The sequence below is a fragment of the Nocardia brasiliensis ATCC 700358 genome (genome assembly GCF_000250675.2).
Lineage (GTDB): Bacteria > Actinomycetota > Actinomycetes > Mycobacteriales > Mycobacteriaceae > Nocardia > Nocardia brasiliensis_B.
Genome location: NC_018681.1, coordinates 5,539,284 through 5,557,268, shown reverse-complemented (window position 1 = coordinate 5,557,268; position 17,985 = coordinate 5,539,284). Strand labels below are relative to the sequence as shown.

Genomic DNA, 17,985 nt, shown 5'->3' with positions numbered 1-17,985 from the left:
GACGAGGATGCTGAACCCTGCACACCGATCACGATTCGACGTGTGGTCCAGACGAAGGTGGTGGATATGGTTCGTTCATTGTGTCGAACTCGTCGGAAGAGTCAGGTATTGGGCTGGCGTGCTGATCGCGAAGGTGTTGTTCGTCGGCTACGGCGGTGTTGGTGAGGTGTTGACGGCGGTTGCGTTCGGTTCGTAACTTGTCGAGCTGGTTCTCGAATTCGACGATGTCTGGTAGTTCCGGAGTTGGTTGTGCGGGTTGATGTTCGGGCTTGGGAGGGGCGGGTTGGGTGAGAATTCGGTCCCACTCGCGGGTCGTTCCGGTGATGTCGGTAGCGTCGCGGTGGGCTTGTCTGAGGGCGGTTCGTGCGGATTCTCGGACACCGATCGCGGTGTCCTGTCGGGCGGCGAGTGCGTCGACGCGCGCTTGCAGGTCGCGGCGGGCGCGGCGGCGGGCGGGCGTGGAATCGAGGGCGGCGCGGGCGGTGTCGAGTTCGGTGTTGATGGCTCGAGCTTCGCGGACTGCTTCGGTGAGTGTGGCTTCGGCGGCGCGGACGGCGCGGATCGCGTCCTGTGCTGCGCGGTGTCGGCGGAGTTGGTCGTCGAATTCGCTGTCGTCGACGTGTGATTGAGGCGCCGACCCGTAGATGTTCGCGTCGTCGGCGGCGAGGGCGATGCGTAGCTCGAGGTCGTCGATGGCTTGTTCGAGTTGCTGGTCGGTGAGCGCGTGTAAGGCGTTCTCGACGATCGGGCTGGCCACGCTGGGCTGTTGAGGCGGGCTGTCGGGTAGTGGATGGACTTGGACCCAGGCGCTGATGGCGATGCGTTCGGCGAGTGTGCGTGCGGCGCGCCAGTCTCGCAGCAGCAGACCGCGCAGGTTTTCGGCTGGGTGGATGGCGGCGATGTGGTCGCAGCGAGTGTTGATGCGGTCGGCGGGTTCGCTGTCGGGGATGGGGGGTTGGCCGTCGTCGCGGCAGTCGTGGCACAGTCCGTCTTCGGTGCGCCGGGGTGGTCGGGGGTGGGCTTCGGCGGGGCGGGAGATGCCGCAGCAGACGCACGGCAAGGTGGTGGTTCGAAGGTCTGCGAACTGGTCGTAGTCGGGTTCATTGGAGTCGGGATGGCTGTCAGTCCAATGGTTTCCGGTGTAGTAGCGGTGCGGGACACCCTCGGGGATGGCCAGGCGCTGCTTCTCGTCGTCGGTCAGGTTTTCGGCTTTGCCGGCCTTGGCTGCGTCTTCTACGTGTTCGTCGACGTCGCCGCGTGTGCGCTCGTATTCGTCGGCGTGCTGGTCGGCGCGGATTTCGGCGTCGGGTCGTGGTGGGCGGATCTGGGTGGGGTCGTAGCGGTCGGGTAGGTCGTGGGCGGGGCGGATGTAGTGCTCGCGGGGGATCGGCGGCGGGGGTTGGTAGTCGCGTCGCTGGTAGGTGTGTGGGTCGGTGGTGGGTGTGCAGGCGTGGATGAGTTCGCGGTGTTCGGGGTAGCGCTCGGCGGCCCACTGCAGCCGGGCGCGAGCGTTGACGAACGGATAGGTGTAGAGGGTGGTGGCGACGCGTTCGATGATGTCGCGCTGTGCGTCATCGAGCGTGCCGGTGAGCCGGAGGAAGTTCCGCCGGGCCGCGGTGAGATCACCGGCCTGCAACAGCGCGGCGACCGTCGCGATGTTGTCCGGCAGCACGTTTCTGCCACCGGAGTCGATATCGTCGCTCGCACGTACTGGCGTGAGGTTCGCCTGCTCAGAAGGGGGAGGTGGGTCGGGTGGTTGGGTGTCGGTGGGAATGTCGTGGGGGTGCATGCTGGTGTCCGGTTCGGGTTCGGTGGAGGATTGTTGGATGGGGGTGGGTTGGCGTAGGAGTGCGTCGATGCGCCATGCCAGGGCGTCGGCGAGTTGGTCGGGACGCAGGAATGTGGTGCCGAAGGGTTGGGCGCCGAGGATGAGTTCGTGTGCGGTGGCGAGGAGTTCGTAAGGTGTCCAGTCGCTGCCGGTGGCGCGGTCGATCGCGGCGACCAGCCGCGGCCACGCCGCGTCGGTGATGGCACGTTCGGCGGTGGTGGTTCCGAGGATGGTGTGTAGGTCGGTGATCCAGTCCGGTCGCATGGTGTGGGCGTGCGGGGTGTCGAGTGCGGAGGGTTCGAGGTCCAGGCGTGACCACAGTGCGGCGGCGGGCATCTCGTCCGGTAGCGCCCGTGTGCGTGCGGCGCCGGTGAGGAGGGTTTGGATGTCGATGCCGGCGCGGGCGGCGATGTCGATTTTCTCGGCGATGATCGGCCACCACGGGTCGGTCACGACCCGAGCGGCGATGGTCTTGACGGTAGGCGCCCAGGTGTTGGCGGGCCGGTGTAGGTCGCCGAGCGCTTCGGTGGTCCGGGCGTCGAGGAGTTGCTGATGGTCGCGTTCGAGAACGCTGCGCCGGGCGGGACCGGTGGAATGAGGGTCGCGGTCATCGATGTGCAGCGAGGCGCGCCATACCGCGAGTTCCTCGACCAGTTGAGGGTGGCTACCGAGGAGCGGACGCGCCCACCGCGGGGCAGACGCCGGGGTCCATTGCTGGGTGTCGGCGCGGATCTGGCCTATGAGATCGGCGAGGATGCGGGCACGCGCGCCGAGTTGGTGGTGGTCGTGGTCGCCGGTGAGTCCGTCAGGGATCCCGGGCACCCACGGCAGGGGTCCGCCGCCGCTCGAATGGGTGCCGGTGGAGTCCAGGCGCCAGTCCAGCACGGCGGCGATATCGTCGGCGGTGTCGAGTTCTCGCGCGTTCTTCGCTCGGCATAACGCCGCGATGGGGTCGCGGCCGGCGAGTGCGATGGTCGCCAGGTGTTGGCGCAGGATGGGGTAGGCGGGGCAGTCGGTGAGGTGAGGTACGGCCCTTTCGGCGTCGGCGTCCAGGCGATCTAACCCGTCGGTGCCGAGTGCATTTTCGGCCGCGAGACCGATCGAGTCGAGGTAGATATCGAGCGCGCGCCCGATACGCCGATACGGATCGAGCGCGTCACGGCGGGTCGTGTGCGCGGACTTCTGCGTCCCGTCCCGGTCGAGAATCCGTAACAGGATCTCGATCGCGGTGCGCGGATAGGCCGCCGGTTCGGACCAGAACGAGCCTTCCGAGCCGTCCAATGCGGTCGGTAGGTAGAGGTGGTTGGTGAAGATTCCGCGGGTGAGTGCGACGTAGAGTTGGTTGCGTGATTCGTATCCGGTGAGCGCTACATGGCAGGTGTCGGCGGTGATTCCTTGCGCGGAATCGACGGTGGTGGCGTACCCGAGGCGGACGTGTTCGCTGACGTAGTCGCCCGGAAGCAGCACGCTGTGGCCGTGTTTCGCGCCGGATCGTAGATGGGTGGCGGTGAGACTGCCGTCGTCGTGGACGGCGGTGACGGTCCAGGCATAGCCGTTGCGCACCCAATCTCGCGGGCCTAATCGCAGCTGCGGGTCGTTGTGGCGGGTGCGGATCGCGTCCCCGACCGAGGCTTCGAGCCCGTCGATCAGCAGGCACGTCGCGCCGGGTTGTGTGCCGTCGCGGGCGAGGCGGTCGGCGCGGGCGCGGGCGTTGAGTGCGGTGACGGTGGTGTGGTTGGCGGCGAGCATGACGCTGTCGCGTCCGTTGAGGTAGTCGGCGGTCCAGGCGTGGAACGCGTCGTCGTGGGTGGCTCCTTCGTGTCCGGCGTGGATCCGGCCGTGGTCCAGATACCAGCCCAGCGCGATCGGGTCGCCGTCGCGCAGTTGCAAACTCGCGGTGGCTTCGCCGGCGGAGTCGAATCGCACGACGTGGGTCAGGGTGAGCGCGGGTTCGGGTGCGGCGGCGTCCATGTCGGCGTCGGCGCCGCCGGCTTCGATCGCCGAGAGCTGACGCGGGTCACCGATACAGCGGATCGTCGCCCCGCGTCCGGTCAGATAGCGCAGCAGGCGAAGACGTTTGAGATTCCCGATTTTGACGTGCTCGTCAACGATCACCAACGTGGCCGGGTCGATATCGAGGATCCACTGCGGCAACGGCGGCGGGAATTCCCGCTCCACGAAGGCGTTGTCGGGTCGCAGGGTGTGCTGATCGAGCACGTCCAGGACCTTGTCGACGGTTTCGACGCGGTACCCGATCGACTCCCCGAGTACCGCCGCCGCGGCCGCAGTCGGCGCCAACCCCAGCACCTGCCCACCGGCCGCGGCCCACGCGTTCGCCAGCACCGCCATCGCGGTGGTCTTGCCCGAGCCAGCGGGCGCGTTGGTCGTCCGCACCCGCAACCCTGATCGGGCGAATCCCTCGATCACGCTGACCTGTCCGGCGTTCAACGTTCGGTCCGGGTTGGCGGTGTTGTAGGCGGCGATCGCGGCGGCCACGACGTCCGCGGGAAGTTGGCGCGCTCCGGCCTGCACTGATAGTTCGATCAGTTCGGCTTCGACCGAGAGTGTGCGTGCGCTGGTGTAGAGCTGCTGGTTGGCCGAGGTGTAGACGCTGGTGCCGTCGCGGCGGCGCAACACGACCGGAACCGAGGTCAGTTCGGGCTCGTCGGCCAGATCAGGATCCCCGATCGCGACAGCGTGGGCGGGGGAAAGGGTTTCGGCCAGCACCGCCTCGGCGACGCTCTCCCAATCCCGTCCGGTCACTTTGCCGCGGAGTTGGCGTTCGATCTCGGCGCGCACATTGGTTGCCCGCCAGGTCGATCGGTGCTCGGAGACCACCTCGATGACATGCTGGGCGGTGCGGGTGATCCACCGCCCGGTGATCGGCGGTCGCACCGTGCGCGCCGGATTCAGCGCGGCGTGCACCATGGCCGACAACGCTTTTCGGCCTCCGAGCACCCGCACGGCTTCGGCGCGCCAGCTGCCGCGCTGCTCGGCCAAGGACCGCAACAGGTGTTTGGCGGGGCGGGTGTCGAGGGTGGCGCGCTCGGCCAGATCGAACATTTCTCCCGGTGTCGGTTCACGTCCGTGCTGGGTTTGGAAAGCCGCCGCCAGCTCCCCGAGTCGGGTGGTGATCGCCGCGTCGCGGCGCGACCATGCGGTGATCAACGACTGTGGGATTCCGACGATCTCCCGGATTGGGCGTTTCGAGGGGTCCTGGCCGGGCCGTTCGGCGAACTCCAGGCCGGCCATCTGCTCGCAGTGGTGTTCGAGGCGGGTGTTGTAGATCTCCGAGACCGTCACCAGCGCCCGATAGATCGCGGCGCCATCGAGGGTGCGCCACTTACCCTCGGCGGTCCGGACCCGGTTCGCGATCAGTACATGGGTGTGCAGATCCGGATCGCCGGCGCGGCTGTCGCGGTGGGTGAACACCGCGGCGATAACGCCGTCGACGTCGACCTGGCGGATCCCGTTGCGACCCAACCGGGTGAACACTGCGTGCCGCTCCAGCCACCTCAACGCGTCGTCGATGGCGGCGCGGTGGGCGGCCTCGATCTTCTCCGACACCGCCCGCGGCGCCACCGCCCACAGCACCGACACCGACTTCACCGGCGAGAACGTGACGTCGAAACCAGCCACCGCCGTGGTGTGCGGACGCGAGTTCTTGGCCACCCACCCCGACAATTCCCGCGCATCAACCGGCGCCCGCTCATACTGTTCGCTGAACATGTCGAACGCCACACGAGTCCGGATCCGCGACCGCTCCGGCTCCGGAATTACATCCTCCCCGGCCAAGCCGCACTCAATATTGTATTGCTCGAACGCTCGCGCACACCGCTTCCGGAACCCGGAAACATCGGCATAAACTCGATATGGATGACCCAAACGACTCGCCTTATCGGCTGCACGCGTCGCGTCTTTGTCGTTCGCGCCGAGCTCGATCTGCCCGGCGTATACGCGGTCTTCGATCAGCTCGGCGTTGGGATGGCGCCCGAGTCCGAACAGTGAATTCATCTGCGACTCGGTAACTTCCGCACCATCTTCGAGGCCCAGCGGCCCCAGGCCGGAACCGTGCCAGCGCCCGGGCGCCTCTCCGTGGGCGGAGTAATAGTCAGCCAGATCCGATCGGCCGCGAGCGTCGACATCGTTCGCGGCGACTTTGCGTAGATAGTATTGGTAGCCATTGCCCGCCACGACTTTATGAATTGTTGCGGTCATACCTCCAGTGGGCATTCTCCCGACCGTAAAGTCCAGCGATTCGTCTCACTGAAAAAGTATCAAATCAAGCAAAACTGCTGGTCGTTATCGGATTGTTATTCCTCGATGCAAGAGGTCTGCTTGCGAAAAAGAGGTGGAGGAGGGGGTAAGAGAAGGGAAGTGCGGGTGTCGTGTACAGCTGTAGTTGGCGCAGTCCAGGTTTTGTTGGCATGTGAGTGACGTGTCCGGGTGTAGTTGACACGTGATTTTGCTGGTGGGACCAGAAGCAGATCGGATCTATCCGAGTGCGCGTGGGTATCCGACGGCGGTCGGCGTCGCTCTCTGGTCGCCAGCGGGCTGGAGGCCGGATCACTGATCCTGCACCCGGCTACCTGGAGCCAGGCACCGGCCTTCGCGGTGCCACGGACGCCGCGGGCCAGCGGACGGGCAAATCCGCGTCGCCTATAGGCTCAACGCGCTGAGCATCAGGCTGTCCAGTTCCGGACCGAGTTCGCTGGTACTGAAATCGCCTTCGAATAGCACGGCTACTTCGCCAACGGTCAGGTCCGGTGACGCACATAGGGCGGTGTCTCCACCGTTGCCTGTCAGCCACAGCATCCGGGTCGCGGCGATGGGTACCTCGTGGTCCCAGTCCGGGATGCCGTTGGTCCAGCCCGCCCAAGCATCGAAGGTGGACATGTACGAAGGCTGGGCGAGTCCGAATGATTCGCCGTCGAGCATGGTGAAGCCGGGGTGTACGTCGTTGAGGAACCGGCGCACCGCCGAGGGCAGAGTGTCCCAGAACGGTGGCCTCGGCCCGGCGGAGCTGTGCGGATCCCATCCCACCCAGACCACGGTGTCGCCGTTCGCGTCCTCGAAGAAGTACAGCAGCGCCGGACCTTCGGTGTCCCAGTCGCAGACGCGCACATCGCGCAGTCGGGTATGCAGTGCTGTCGCGAACCTGGGCACTAGATCGAGAAAGTCTGAATTCCACTGCGCCACCGCCATTTGCGCCCGCTCTTCTGGGTCCGCAGATGCCGCTATGCCACGCCATGGTCCGGCCGTGTCGGCAGGAGAGTCCAGTAGGTGAACCGGGCCGTGGCCATCGCCCAGCAGCTCTTGGAGCTTGGGAAGCCACGAGACCATCGACGGGCCGCCGGCCTCGAGTTGGTCGATCAAAGAATGATCACCGTCCGCGGCGGCGGCGACCCGATGGTGGAGGTCGGCACGCAGCTTGTCCTCAAGCCGCACCTGCTCGGCTTGATAATCGGGATCGCTGCCTCGCAGCCAGGCGGCGCTACGGCCGCGCTGCATCCAGTACACAGGTCGAGACACCCACTGCCTATTCGAGGCCGTGTGCGCCATGCGGTACATGTGCTCAGGCGCGAGATCGGTGAATCCGGGGATATGCATGATCTCGGCCAGTGAAATGATCCGCGCTGCCACCACGGCAGCCTCGAACTTGCCCTTGCGGATCGTCGTGGGGGCCGAAGTGAATTCATCCTGCATGGCGTTACGGTAGGGACACCGTTGATCGGCGGTCTTCTCTCTGATGAGAACAACACCCATCCGAGTACGTGATCATGTGGGCTTCGGCGCGGCCAGGTGCGACGCGCCGTGGCGACTGGCGGAGTTTGGACGTCGACGCCGGATTCCGGTCCACGGCGGCGGGGACGGTTCGCAGAAATCGGCGGCCGTGGTGGCGGTCCTGAGCGCGGTCGGTGGTGGCGCGCCCGATTCGGTGTCCGGGTTCGAGCTGGCGTACGCGGCCGCTGGTCGAACTCAACCGCCGCCAGATCTCCGCGCGCCGGGGTGTGCCGAGACCACGGGTGGTGGCCGGTCCGCCGCAGGGGTGGTCACTGCGGCGGACCGGGGACTGGTTGCCCGGTCTGGTGCGGGCGGTGCGCGAGGATCAGGCGGCGATGCGGTAGTGGCCGCGGCAGGTCTCGCACAGGTCGTGGGTGTCGACGAGGCGATCGGTGGCGTAGCAGGACCGGCAGCGTGCCCGGCGCAGTGCCACCGGCGTCAACGTTGTGACGGGTGACGGTTCGTTCACTTGGTGCTGGTGGTCGAGGTAGGCCAGGACGAGTCCACGCACGACGCCGGTGGATCGCTCACGCAGTGAGTCGAGCAGTGTGGGCGCGATGGCGGGGTAGTGGTCGGTGAGATACTGGCAGTAGGCGGTGAGTTCCTCGACGAGAGTGAAACCGGCCGGGAGCGCCGCGATTCCGGGGCGGCCGTTGTCGTGGCAGTACTCGCACAGCCCGTCGTCGCTGACGCGCTGTCCGGCGGTGTCGGTGCGGAAGTGGTCGGAGCAGGAGCGTTCGCCGAAGCAGTACACGCAGATCCAGCCCTGCAACGGCGGCACGGTGGTGCCGTCGTAGTCCAGGCCGTTGCCGTTGGCCTGGAACGCTGGTCGGTCGTCGTCGCGCACGTTGATGCCGGTGCGGGTGCAGGCGATGGAGAAGGGGTCGAAGCTGTCGCGGGTGCGCAGCCCGGCGCGGTCGCGTTCGACGAGGATCTGCTCGGCGACCTGGCGCACGTAGTTGCGATCCCATGCCGAGGGTTCGAGCGCGGGTTGGGTGTCGCGCAGGAATCGGGTGCGGATGTAGTCGGTGACGACACGGGGTTCACGCAGCGGGCGGCGCTTGGCTTTGAGTGCGGCGATGTGCTCGGGCTTGGCCCGGGCGATCTCGGCGCTGATCTCGGTGGCGACCGAGGGGGAGCGGAACGAGATGCGGTTGGGGTCGCGGGCGACCATGCGGCGGACCTTCCAGTTGACGGCGGTGATCGGGACGGTGGTGATCCAGCGCGGCTTGTCCTCGACGGGTCGATACAGGCCGGGGTCGGTCTGGGAGACGAAGGTGTTGAGCCAGGACTGCAACTCGGGGTCGGACTTGCGCCACAGCGAGCGCAGGCGCGCGCGGGCGATCACGTAGGGCTCTTTGGCGAAGGTGTCGGCCAGGGTGGTGAGCCGCTGCAGGTCCTCGGCAGTGGCGAGGGTGGTGAGCGCGCGCTCGAACTCCTCGCGGGCCTGGGCATGGCGACCGGCCTCGAGCTGCCAGTCGATGTGGGTGAGCGCGTCGATAAAGGTCTGTGATTCGGTGCTGGTCATCGAATTTCCCTTCGGACGAGCGGACAGGAACCAGCCCCGTGTGACCGTGACGATCCACGGGGGATGGTCGGCTGGCCGGGCGGCCAGCCTGAGGGCGGCCTCAACCAGGGCGGCGGACGGCGCGGTAGGGAACGCGCCTGGGCGTGCAGCACCGAATTTCCGTGCCCGACCGGAGAATCCATCGGTGACGGGACGGGGAAATTCGGTGATGCCGGGCGCGGGCCCTGCCGTGCCGGCCGACGTTCTGGTAGCCCTCGTTCGGGCTGGACGACCGGACAGCAGGGCATCCCTGCCCACTCGAAGACCCCGTGGTGCGCCAGGCGCAGCCGGGCGCACCACGAGGGAAGGAGTCAGAAGCCGGGTGCGTCTGCCGCGCCGGCCCCAGCGAAGGCAGGTTCGCGCGAACCCATTGCCGCCCACGGGTCGTCGGCCCCCGCCCGGGCCGTGACGTTGGCTGTTTCGCTCCACGCCGTACGCGGGGCGGTCTTGGTGACCTTGGCGCTCGCGTACCTCAGCGACGGGCCGACCTCGTCGACCTCGAGCTCGACGACGGTGCGCTTGTCGCCCTCGCGGGTTTCGTAGCTGCGTTGCTTGAGGCGACCCGAGACGAGCACCCGGGCCCCGCGAGTCAGTGTCTCGGTGACATGTTGGGCTTGGTCTCGCCAGACATTGCAGCGCATGAACAACGCTTCGCCGTCTTTCCACTCGTTGGTGGAGCGATCGAAGTAGCGTGGGGTCGAGGCGACGGTGAAATTGGTGACGGCAGCCCCGGACGGGGTGATGACGAGTTCCGGTGTGTGAGTGATGTTCCTTATCTGCACTAAGTGCTCAGGCGCGACCGTTGGTGATGCCGGAGTTCTTGGTCGTGGAAGGTGAGCTGGCGAAGGCGTGCTGTCAGGTGCCGGGATCTGTGCAGGTGTCGATCATGTCGGACCGGCGTCGGCTGATCTTGTCGATTGCGTTGACGGCGTCGGGAGACGGCCGGTGGATGTCGGCTTGCCCGTGGTCGGCGGCTTCGGCTCCGGAGCTGAACAGTGGTGTCGGTGACTGGTAGTTGATTGCGGCTTCGAATGTGCCTGCGCTGATGCGCTGTTGGATCAGGGCCAATCGCAGTGCGAGGAGGTTGTCGCCGTGACAGCCTGCCCATCCGGCGCATAGGCGGCGAAGGTCGCTGTGGGCGTCGGTTTGATGGCATTGGAACAAGCCGGGTGGTTGTTCGGCCATGTCTTGATCGTAGTTGCGCAGTTTCGCGTATTCGTCGGCGTGCCAAATGCCGCTGGGGACGTCGCGTCGGTAAGGACAAGAGCTGCAGGGACGCGGTGCGGGTGGCCCCATGACGTCGGACACTTCGGTCGGGTCGATGTCAGGGGTGGCTGGATCGGTCACTGGATGGCTCTCCTTTCCGTCGCTGATTCTGTCATCGGGTAGTACTTCGCATCGTGGTGTATTCGAAAGTTGAGTGTGACCGGATGCTCGCTCTGGCAGGCCGCTGACCGGCCAGAGCGAGCCGGAGGGTCAGAACGGCGGTGCCTCGTCGGTGGCGCTCGCGCCGGCGAAGGCTGGTTCGCGAGGTTCGGTGGCAGCCCACGGGTCGTCGCTGCCGCCGGTATTGCTGACGTCGTTGGCGGGGTTGTTGTAGACGCGCGTGAGTTTGGCGGTGGCGAACATCATCGAGGGGCCGACGTCGTCGACGTCGAGCTCGACGATGGAGCGTTTCTCGCCGTCGCGGGTTTCGTAGTTGCGCTGCTTGAGGCGGCCGGTCACGATCACCCGTGAGCCGCGGTCGAGGCTCTGGGCGAGGTTCTCGGCGAGCACGCGCCAAGCGTTGCAACGCATGAACAGTGCTTCACCGTCTTTCCAGTCATTGGATTGGCGGTCGAAGTGACGCGGGGTGGAAGCGACAGTGAAGTTCGCGACCGGAGTGCCCGCGGCGGTGAATCGGAGTTCGGGCGCGGCAACGAGGTTCCCCGAGACGGTGATGATCGGATCTGTAGCCATGATGAGAATCTCCTAACGGTTTAGATGGTTGAGCAGATCGGCGGTGGCCGGTGGCCTTGGAAACCCACCCGCAAACCCGATCGGGTTGACCGGAGTGTTGGTCGGGGCGAGTGCGATGTGAGGACGAACCGAGTCAGCGGTGGGAGTTGGGATTCGACGGTTCGAAGGAGACACTGAACTGCCCCGGCCGGACCGTGAAGATCATCCAGCCGTCAAGCGCGGCGTATTTGCAGATGAGATCACTGAGCTGGTCTCCGCCGCCGACATCCTCGGTGAGGTCGATGTATTCGGTGAAGTCGTCACCGCCGACGAGGGTAGAGCCGAGTTCCGGGCCGGTACCGGGACCCCATCCTTGGGCGTAGGCGACTCGTGCCATTCCCTCGGGCCGGGTGGGGTCGGCGAGCAGACGGGGCCGCCCGTTGCTGAGCAAGTACGTGCCGTCGTCCTTGGACCAGATCAGCGAGGGCACCGCGGGCGAATCATCGTCCGGGTCGGGATATTTGGTGTGCTCGGACGCCGACATCGCGTGCTGCACAAGCGGGGCGACCTCACTCAGACGAAACCACAGCTCAATAGAACTCACTGCACTAGCTCCTCTCGCTAGGACGGAGTGGGTTGGGCGACGTGTGCGATCGGCGCTGCAGGGAGTTCTTGGCTGGTGGGTGTGAGCTGAAGGAGATCTGGTTGCTGTCGGTGGTGACAGTGATGACCAGCCAGCCATCTGCTTCCTCGTAGGCGCGGATGCGCTCGATCAGCGTCGCGCCGCCGCCGAGTTTCTCGTGCAAGGGCAGATGTTCTTCGAAGTCGTTACTGCCGACCAGTGTTTGGCCGAGCAGAGCGCGCGTGCCCGAACCCCAGCCGGCGGCGTAGGCGGATTTCATGCCGCTTGCCGGATTGTCGGGGTCGGTGAGTTGCTGGGGTTCCCCGTTGCTCATGAGGTAGCAGCCGTCATCTTTGGCCCACATCAGCGACGGCTGTGCGGGCTCGTTGTCGAGCTGCTGGCTCAATGACTGGGCGTGTTCGGTGGAGGCGACGGCGTGCTCAGCGATCGGGCGAACTTCGGACACACGGAACCACAGGTCGATCGAGTCCATCGATGCTGTTCCTTTCATGGGCGCGAACACAGCGGGTCGGTGGTCTGGCGGGCAGTCGAGGGCCCCAGCCCACGAGATTAGGCGGTCGGCGAACCAGGCGGTGAGTCTGCGACGCGGTGTTGTCGACGGTGCGCGCACGATGACGGGGGACTGGGAGGTGTTCATCGAGGTCGACGCGATAGCGGGCACCGTTGCTGTCGTGGACATCGAAGACTGTCGCTATTGAGTCGGGATCGCGGTGTATGCGGAGTACTTCCAGTGCCGCGCCGACCGGGGTGTCGGCGTCGATTTGATCGATGTGCCAGATGACGCGGTAGTCGGGCATGGGGTCCTTCACTGTGGGTTCAGTGGTGCAGGTGACGGGGATGCTGAGCGCCGTAACGGAATCCGTTGCTGATCGCCCGGTCGAGCTCGGCGGCAGTGAATCCGTCGACGCCGATGTGTGCGGCCGCGGCAGCGGTGAGCATGGCGCGGGTGTGGTGTTGGTCGAGTTCGCCGCCGGCCACGAGGCGGCCCAGCGTCAACGCGGCCCGGAACACGGTGAGGTTGCGGGTGTGCGGTGGGGGATGGGTGACGCGGTCGAGGACGGCGGCGAGATAGGCATCGAGGTGCTCGCTCCGGTGGGTCAACTGGTGTGGGGGTGGCGGGGGTGGCGGCCGTAGCAGGGTGATCAGCGCATCGGGCAACTCGGCGAGGGGCCGGTCGGCGATGACGCGGTAGGCACCATCCGTGGTGATCGATCCGGGTGCGACGACGTATCCGCCGTGGCCTCGGGAGTCGATGCCTTGCCCGATGCGCCCGACCGTGCACGACAACTCGGGCTGGACCGGCGCGGTGTAGTACAGGTGCCAGCCGTGCGGGGAAGCGACGGTGAACGTGCTCGGCGCGGGCTCGGGCAGGCGGGCCGACAGCGCCGCGAGGGCATCGCCGAAACATCCAGCTGGTGGACGTAGGTGCGCGGCGTCGAGATCGATGACGTGGAGCTGGCTGATACCGGTCGCGATCGCGACGTTGAACCGCGGGTTCCACGACCACCACCGGCGAATGCGCTGGGCATCGGTGCTTGCATGGCGGGGCCAGTTCTTGAAGATCGGAGGCTTCTTGCGGCCGGGGCTCAGTGGGAACACCGACCACCCTCGTTCGGCGACGGCGAGGGCCGCCGACAGCGGTGACTCGACAACGGTGGGGTCGGTATGTGGTGTCGTGAGAGTCATCGGCGGCCTCTACCAGCGGGGCCCGAGTTCGCGTGCGGTGCGCACGATCCACTCGGCGGCGTCGTGAAGCCGATTGACCAGAGATTGGCACGCCGCGACGGTGCGCTCGTCCGGGTCTGTATGGAGCGGGGGCGCGAAGTCCTCGGCGCCGGCACGCAAGAGCGGCGACCAGCCCAGCCGCATCTGGTCGAACAGATCGACCCGGTAGCGCGACCGCGACGGGCAGATCGTGTCGATGTCGATGACGATGTCGGCGGGCTGGTCATCGACCAGACACAACGCCCGCGCGCGATAACCGCGGGTTGTTTCGGTGACGTTGTCGATGACGGGGTGCTCGGTGATATTCATCAGCGTCTCCGATGAGACGACCTGCGGGCCGCCACATCCATAGGCGGCGGCCCGCATGCTGACCGTGAAACCGTGGGCGGCAACAACTTCGGCGGCAGCCGCCCTCGTGGTGGGTGTCGGCTAGGCGGCCTGCGCGAGGTCGGCGGCCTCGTTCGGATCGGCATCCTGGTCCAGGTCGACGATCTGGACGGGGTTGTCGAGGTCGATGGTTTCGTAGTCGAGCGTGCCTGCGGCGGCGAGTTCGACCGGGACCAGTTGGTGGCCGATCTCGGCGAGGAAGCTCATGTAGTGTTTGACGCCCTTGTCGGAGAATCGCCAGCAGTCGCGGCCGGTGCGCTTCTCGTAGGCCCCGAGTACCAGCGCCAACACGATCACCAGGCAGCGCGGCGGTTTCGCCGACTCGATCGCCTCGACCAGTTCGTGACGGCGCCAGCTGCCGCCTTCGAGTCCCAACAGCTTGAACGCGTTGTCCAACGCGTTGTACTCCCCGAGCAGCGTCGAGTTGTTCGCCAGTGCTTGGGCGATGAACTTCCACGCGTTGGGCGGGGTGGTCTTGCGCTTGAGATACAGGACAAGGAACTCCACGCGGGCCTCCTTGGCCGCCTCACCCTGCTTGTTGAGTTCGCGCACACGCCGACGAGCCTGGCGCTCGGCCTCACGATCCTCGGCAGCCTTGGCTTCGGCCGCGGCACGCCTGTGCGCGCTCGCCTCGTCGGACACGGCGGTGTCGGCCCCGGAGCCGTCGACGTCGACAGATTCGTCGAGATCCGCACTGACTCGGCGCCATCCGCGGGCGTCGAGTTGCTCGGCGGGCAGCCAGAATTCGACGAGCCAGCGATCGCGGCGTTCGACCTCATCAGCGTGCCGCAGCCCTTCCCGCGGCGTCTTGTCAGCGCTGCCGGCGGTCTGCCAATCGACCGTGGCGTAGTCGACCACGGCCCCGGTGTCACGTTCGACGACCTGCTGGTGCTCATCGAGTTCGATCCACACCAGCCACCCTTCGGGATCGGCCTGGATGTGCTCGAGACCGATCGCCGCGCCGTCGCCATCGAGGATGTCGGTCACGGGTACCAGCTCGGGTCCGGCGGCGACCTCGGGATGATCACCGGTGAGTACACCGCATCCGATCTCGGCATACGGGAGCGCGGCGGCGAGGAAGGCGCGCTGCTCTTCGCGGTCTTTGGCGATGCGTTTGGCGGTGTAGTGGAAGTGACTGCGATGCACGTTGAGCAGTTCCTGGACCGCGTCGGTGTCGCCGAGGGTTTCGTAGTCGGCCAGGATCGCGGCCTGCTCGAAATCGAGCTGGTTGCTGTCGATGAGACCTCGCGCGGTGCGGGAGGCACCGATCTTGCCTGCGAGTTTCACCTCGGCGCGTTTCCTTTGCAGTGCTTTCCCGATCCGGGTCGGGGAGGCACCCAGCTCGAGCGCCAGCGCGATTCCTCCGGCGATGTCACCTTCGGTGAGTGGGACATAGGTGTTGGTGGTGATCTGGTCGAAGACCCGCAGGATCTCTGCTTCCTTGGCATCGACGGCCGGGTCGAACTCGGTGATCCGCACCGGCACCGAGTCCTGCTCGAACGCCAGCGCCGTCAACGTGCGGACGTGGCCGTTGCGCACTACCAGTCGCCCATCGGGCATCCGGATCGCCCAGATCGGTTCCATCACACCGTGTTCACGGATCGACTCGGTGTAGTCGGGGTGATCCTCGAGATGGAAGTTCTCGCGCACGTTGGCGGCGATCACCAGTTCAGCCGGATGCTTGTCCTCGAGAACACCGGCCTTACTGGGCACCGGTGGGCCTGCGTTGTCGGCCTCGATGGGTGCATCGTCGGCGGTGGGCGCGGTGGCGTCGAGATCGGTCAGGTTCTCCAACTCCGCAACGGCGGTCGGTTCGGCGGTGTCGGTGGGCATCGAAACGGGCTCCTCTCGTGAAACAGGCAGGCCCCGGACAGCGTCGGGGCTGTCCAGGGCCTGCCTGGCCGGGATATGGGTGGGTCGTGTACGGCATCGACCGGTGGGGAAGGGCGTGGATGCCGAGCCGGGGTCAGGGCGAAGACTTGGGGCGCGGGGCGACGTTGATGGGGCGCAGATGACGCACGCCATCGGCGTCGGGGTCGGTGTAGGTCCAGTGCTTGCCGTGCCAGTCCGGATTCTGGGCGCGCCAGCGGGTCATCGTGGCCTCGCCCAGCACGGTCGTCGCTCCGGCGGCGCCGAGGTGCTCGGCGAGTTCGAACTCGGCACGGGTGATGGTCTCGGCCATGTCTAACCTCCTGTATCGGCGTTCACTGATGGGACAGTGGCGTGCGTTGACGCAGCATCACTGCGTGAGCGATGTCGTGCTCGTTGGGAGTGGTGCCGGCGCGCAGGTCACACAATGTCCAGGCCAGGCGAAGAACACGATCAGAGCCTCGTGCGGAAAGGCGAGCGGTCCGCAGCGCGGTCTCGATCGGGGCGAGGACGGATTGCGGGAGCCGGAATTGCTGGCGAAGAACATCTGCGGGCACGTCGGCGTTGAGGAGACAGCCGTGCGCGTGCCACCGCTGTGCGGCAGCGGCGCGTGCCGCAGCCACTCGGTCGCGCACGACCGCGCTGGTTTCCGCGACCCCGGTATCGAGTTGGGATACCGTGGGGGACAGGTCAACCCAGATGTCGAGCCGGTCGGCCCACGGCTCGGCAAGCCGGCTGAGGTAACGCCGGCGGGTCTGCGGGGAACAACGACAATCACCGGCGCGCACCGCCGAACAGGGGCACGTACTCGCGGCGACGATCAGCTGGAACCGGGCTGGATAACTCACTGTCAGCCCCGCGCGGCCGATACGGACCCGGCCCTCATCGAGGGGTACCCGCAGTGCTTCGCGCACCCTCGAACTCAGTTCGGTGATCTCGTCGAGAAACAGCACACCGTGGTGGGCGTGTGAGGCCGCTCCCGGCGACGCGGCGGATCCGCCGCCGAGCATGGCCGTCACAGAGGTGGAGTGATGGGGTGCGACGTAAGGCGGCATCCGGGAGGCGGGGTGGCGGTCGAGATCACCGGCGGCCGAGGCGATGGCCGCGACGTCGAGTGCTTGGGTGTCGGTCAAGGGCGGCAGGATGCCCGGCAGGCATTGCGCCAGCATTGTCTTGACTGAGCCGGGTCGGCCGACGACGGCGAGGTGGTGGCCCCCGGCGGCGGCGACCTCGAGAGCCCACTTGGCGTAGGGGTGGCCAGCGAGGTCGGCCAGATCCGTTGCCGGGGGCGGATAGTCGAGCTCGACGCGGTCAGGTCCGGGTAGGTGCTGTTGGTGGCGCAGCCACGCCAGTACCGACCGCAGATCTCGGGCCCCGACGATATCGATGCCCTCGACGAGCTGAGCCAAAGCCGCAGCGGGTACGACGACGCTGCGACAGCCGCTGTCGCGCGCGGCCAGGACAGCGGGCAGGATCGCGCGCTCACCGCGCAGTCGCCCGTCCAGGCACAGCTCACCGATGAACACTGTCCCGGAATCGGATTGGGCGGCAATGGCTCCGGCCGCAGCCAGCACCGCTACCGCCAACGCCAGATCATGGCCGCCACCTCCACTGATCACCGGCGCCGAGGACGTGACGACGAGCCGGGCATCGGGCCACTGCTCACCGGAATTGGCGATCGCCGCCCGCACGCGATCACGCGATTGGGCCATCAACTCATCACCGATCACCGTGACCGAGGGCAAGCCCTGACCCAGATCGGCATGTATCTCGGCGATATGGCCGCTCGCACCAGGCACCACGACGAAACGGGCCGCCGCGATCGTCATCAGCACACCGCCAGGTGATGGGTGATGACAGGAGTTCGATCCTGGGCCCTGTCCACCGTGACGGCGTCGAAGCGCAACTGCCACACCGGCTCGTGCTGCTCGGCCAGCCAGAGCAAGGCAAGACGGCGATGACGTTGACGCGCGGCGAACGACCAATCCTGGGGTGGTAGTGAGGAATCGGTGACGCGGATGAACACCGTGTACTTCTCGTCCTGCGCGATCACGTCCAGCACGCCATATCGGCATCTCCACGACGTCGCGACGATGGTGAAGCCCTGACGGCGCAAATACTCTGCGGCGACGTCGACGTCAGTTCCCACGGTCGGTAATGGCACAGCGCCGTCGGCGGGGTCGGGGCCGTCGACGGTCGTGTTGCCCTGATTGCATTCAGCGCGAGCCATGCATAACCCTCCTG

At 66.6% G+C, this 17,985-nt stretch carries 15 protein-coding genes; 1 reads left to right on the top strand and 14 read right to left on the bottom strand.

What is annotated here, in order from left to right:
- Positions 1 to 28: 28 nt before the first annotated feature.
- The 8 genes from mobF to O3I_RS45610 all read right to left on the bottom strand — a co-directional run bounded on the left by mobF (position 29) and on the right by O3I_RS45610 (position 12,232).
- Positions 29 to 6,046 (bottom strand): MobF family relaxase, encoded by a 6,018-nt coding sequence (mobF, locus tag O3I_RS24420; protein ID WP_041562846.1) that lies wholly within the window; start codon positions 6,044 to 6,046, stop codon positions 29 to 31.
- Between the two features lie 441 nt (positions 6,047 to 6,487).
- On the bottom strand, positions 6,488 to 7,534 hold the full coding sequence (locus tag O3I_RS24415) for a hypothetical protein (protein WP_014985663.1): 1,047 nt from the start codon (positions 7,532 to 7,534) through the stop codon (positions 6,488 to 6,490).
- Between the two features lie 403 nt (positions 7,535 to 7,937).
- Positions 7,938 to 9,140: a hypothetical protein gene (locus O3I_RS44540; RefSeq protein ID WP_014985662.1), complete on the bottom strand. Its 1,203-nt coding sequence runs from the start codon at positions 9,138 to 9,140 to the stop codon at positions 7,938 to 7,940.
- A 350-nt stretch (positions 9,141 to 9,490) separates the two neighbouring features.
- A complete protein-coding gene (locus O3I_RS24400; RefSeq protein WP_014985661.1) occupies positions 9,491 to 9,961 on the bottom strand; it encodes a single-stranded DNA-binding protein in 471 nt (156 codons plus the stop codon).
- Positions 9,962 to 10,034: 73 nt separating this feature from the next.
- Positions 10,035 to 10,526 carry a DUF6283 family protein gene (locus tag O3I_RS44020; protein ID WP_014985660.1) on the bottom strand — a complete coding sequence of 164 codons (492 nt, stop codon included), beginning with the start codon at positions 10,524 to 10,526 and terminating at the stop codon, positions 10,035 to 10,037.
- Positions 10,527 to 10,655: 129 nt separating this feature from the next.
- Positions 10,656 to 11,138, bottom strand: coding sequence for a single-stranded DNA-binding protein (locus O3I_RS24390; protein ID WP_014985659.1), 483 nt, complete (start codon positions 11,136 to 11,138; stop codon positions 10,656 to 10,658).
- A gap of 133 nt (positions 11,139 to 11,271) precedes the next feature.
- A complete protein-coding gene (locus tag O3I_RS24385) occupies positions 11,272 to 11,721 on the bottom strand; it encodes a DUF3085 domain-containing protein (RefSeq protein WP_167829171.1) in 450 nt (149 codons plus the stop codon).
- Positions 11,722 to 11,725: 4 nt separating this feature from the next.
- Positions 11,726 to 12,232 (bottom strand): hypothetical protein, encoded by a 507-nt coding sequence (locus O3I_RS45610; RefSeq protein WP_014985657.1) that lies wholly within the window; start codon positions 12,230 to 12,232, stop codon positions 11,726 to 11,728.
- Between the two features lie 100 nt (positions 12,233 to 12,332).
- On the opposite strand from O3I_RS45610, the gene O3I_RS46825 reads away from it, so the two are divergent.
- Positions 12,333 to 12,458 carry a hypothetical protein gene (locus tag O3I_RS46825; protein WP_272944269.1) on the top strand — a complete coding sequence of 42 codons (126 nt, stop codon included), beginning with the start codon at positions 12,333 to 12,335 and terminating at the stop codon, positions 12,456 to 12,458.
- Positions 12,459 to 12,576: 118 nt separating this feature from the next.
- On the opposite strand, the gene O3I_RS24370 is transcribed toward O3I_RS46825, so the two are convergent.
- The 6 genes from O3I_RS24370 to O3I_RS24345 all read right to left on the bottom strand — a co-directional run bounded on the left by O3I_RS24370 (position 12,577) and on the right by O3I_RS24345 (position 17,971).
- The gene (locus tag O3I_RS24370) at positions 12,577 to 13,446 is read right to left on the bottom strand and encodes a bifunctional DNA primase/polymerase (RefSeq protein ID WP_014985656.1); all 870 of its coding nucleotides are present in this window, start codon (positions 13,444 to 13,446) and stop codon (positions 12,577 to 12,579) included.
- A 9-nt stretch (positions 13,447 to 13,455) separates the two neighbouring features.
- Entirely contained in the window at positions 13,456 to 13,851 is a 396-nt protein-coding gene (locus tag O3I_RS24365) for a hypothetical protein (RefSeq protein ID WP_148282708.1), read from the bottom strand.
- 63 nt (positions 13,852 to 13,914) lie between these two features.
- On the bottom strand, positions 13,915 to 15,705 hold the full coding sequence (locus O3I_RS24360; RefSeq protein ID WP_014985654.1) for a ParB/Srx family N-terminal domain-containing protein: 1,791 nt from the start codon (positions 15,703 to 15,705) through the stop codon (positions 13,915 to 13,917).
- Between the two features lie 133 nt (positions 15,706 to 15,838).
- Positions 15,839 to 16,054 (bottom strand): hypothetical protein, encoded by a 216-nt coding sequence (locus O3I_RS24355; RefSeq protein WP_014985653.1) that lies wholly within the window; start codon positions 16,052 to 16,054, stop codon positions 15,839 to 15,841.
- 22 nt (positions 16,055 to 16,076) lie between these two features.
- On the bottom strand, positions 16,077 to 17,570 hold the full coding sequence (locus O3I_RS24350) for a YifB family Mg chelatase-like AAA ATPase (RefSeq protein ID WP_014985652.1): 1,494 nt from the start codon (positions 17,568 to 17,570) through the stop codon (positions 16,077 to 16,079).
- Positions 17,570 to 17,971 carry a YraN family protein gene (locus O3I_RS24345; protein WP_014985651.1) on the bottom strand — a complete coding sequence of 134 codons (402 nt, stop codon included), beginning with the start codon at positions 17,969 to 17,971 and terminating at the stop codon, positions 17,570 to 17,572. The genes O3I_RS24350 and O3I_RS24345 overlap by 1 nt, the downstream gene beginning before the upstream one ends.
- Positions 17,972 to 17,985: the final 14 nt, after the last annotated feature.

Coding starts and splice junctions, on each gene's coding strand:
- O3I_RS24350 (WP_014985652.1), bottom strand. CDS start 17,570: ATGACGATCGCGGCGGCCCGTTTCGTCGTGGTGCCTGGTGCGAGCGGC.
- O3I_RS24390 (WP_014985659.1), bottom strand. CDS start 11,138: ATGGCTACAGATCCGATCATCACCGTCTCGGGGAACCTCGTTGCCGCG.
- O3I_RS24355 (WP_014985653.1), bottom strand. CDS start 16,054: ATGGCCGAGACCATCACCCGTGCCGAGTTCGAACTCGCCGAGCACCTC.
- O3I_RS44540 (WP_014985662.1), bottom strand. CDS start 9,140: ATGACCAGCACCGAATCACAGACCTTTATCGACGCGCTCACCCACATC.
- O3I_RS45610 (WP_014985657.1), bottom strand. CDS start 12,232: ATGGACTCGATCGACCTGTGGTTCCGTGTGTCCGAAGTTCGCCCGATC.
- mobF (WP_041562846.1), bottom strand. CDS start 6,046: ATGACCGCAACAATTCATAAAGTCGTGGCGGGCAATGGCTACCAATAC.
- O3I_RS24365 (WP_148282708.1), bottom strand. CDS start 13,851: ATGCGGGCCGCCGCCTATGGATGTGGCGGCCCGCAGGTCGTCTCATCG.
- O3I_RS24370 (WP_014985656.1), bottom strand. CDS start 13,446: ATGACTCTCACGACACCACATACCGACCCCACCGTTGTCGAGTCACCG.
- O3I_RS24345 (WP_014985651.1), bottom strand. CDS start 17,971: ATGGCTCGCGCTGAATGCAATCAGGGCAACACGACCGTCGACGGCCCC.
- O3I_RS24360 (WP_014985654.1), bottom strand. CDS start 15,705: ATGCCCACCGACACCGCCGAACCGACCGCCGTTGCGGAGTTGGAGAAC.
- O3I_RS24415 (WP_014985663.1), bottom strand. CDS start 7,534: ATGCAGGATGAATTCACTTCGGCCCCCACGACGATCCGCAAGGGCAAG.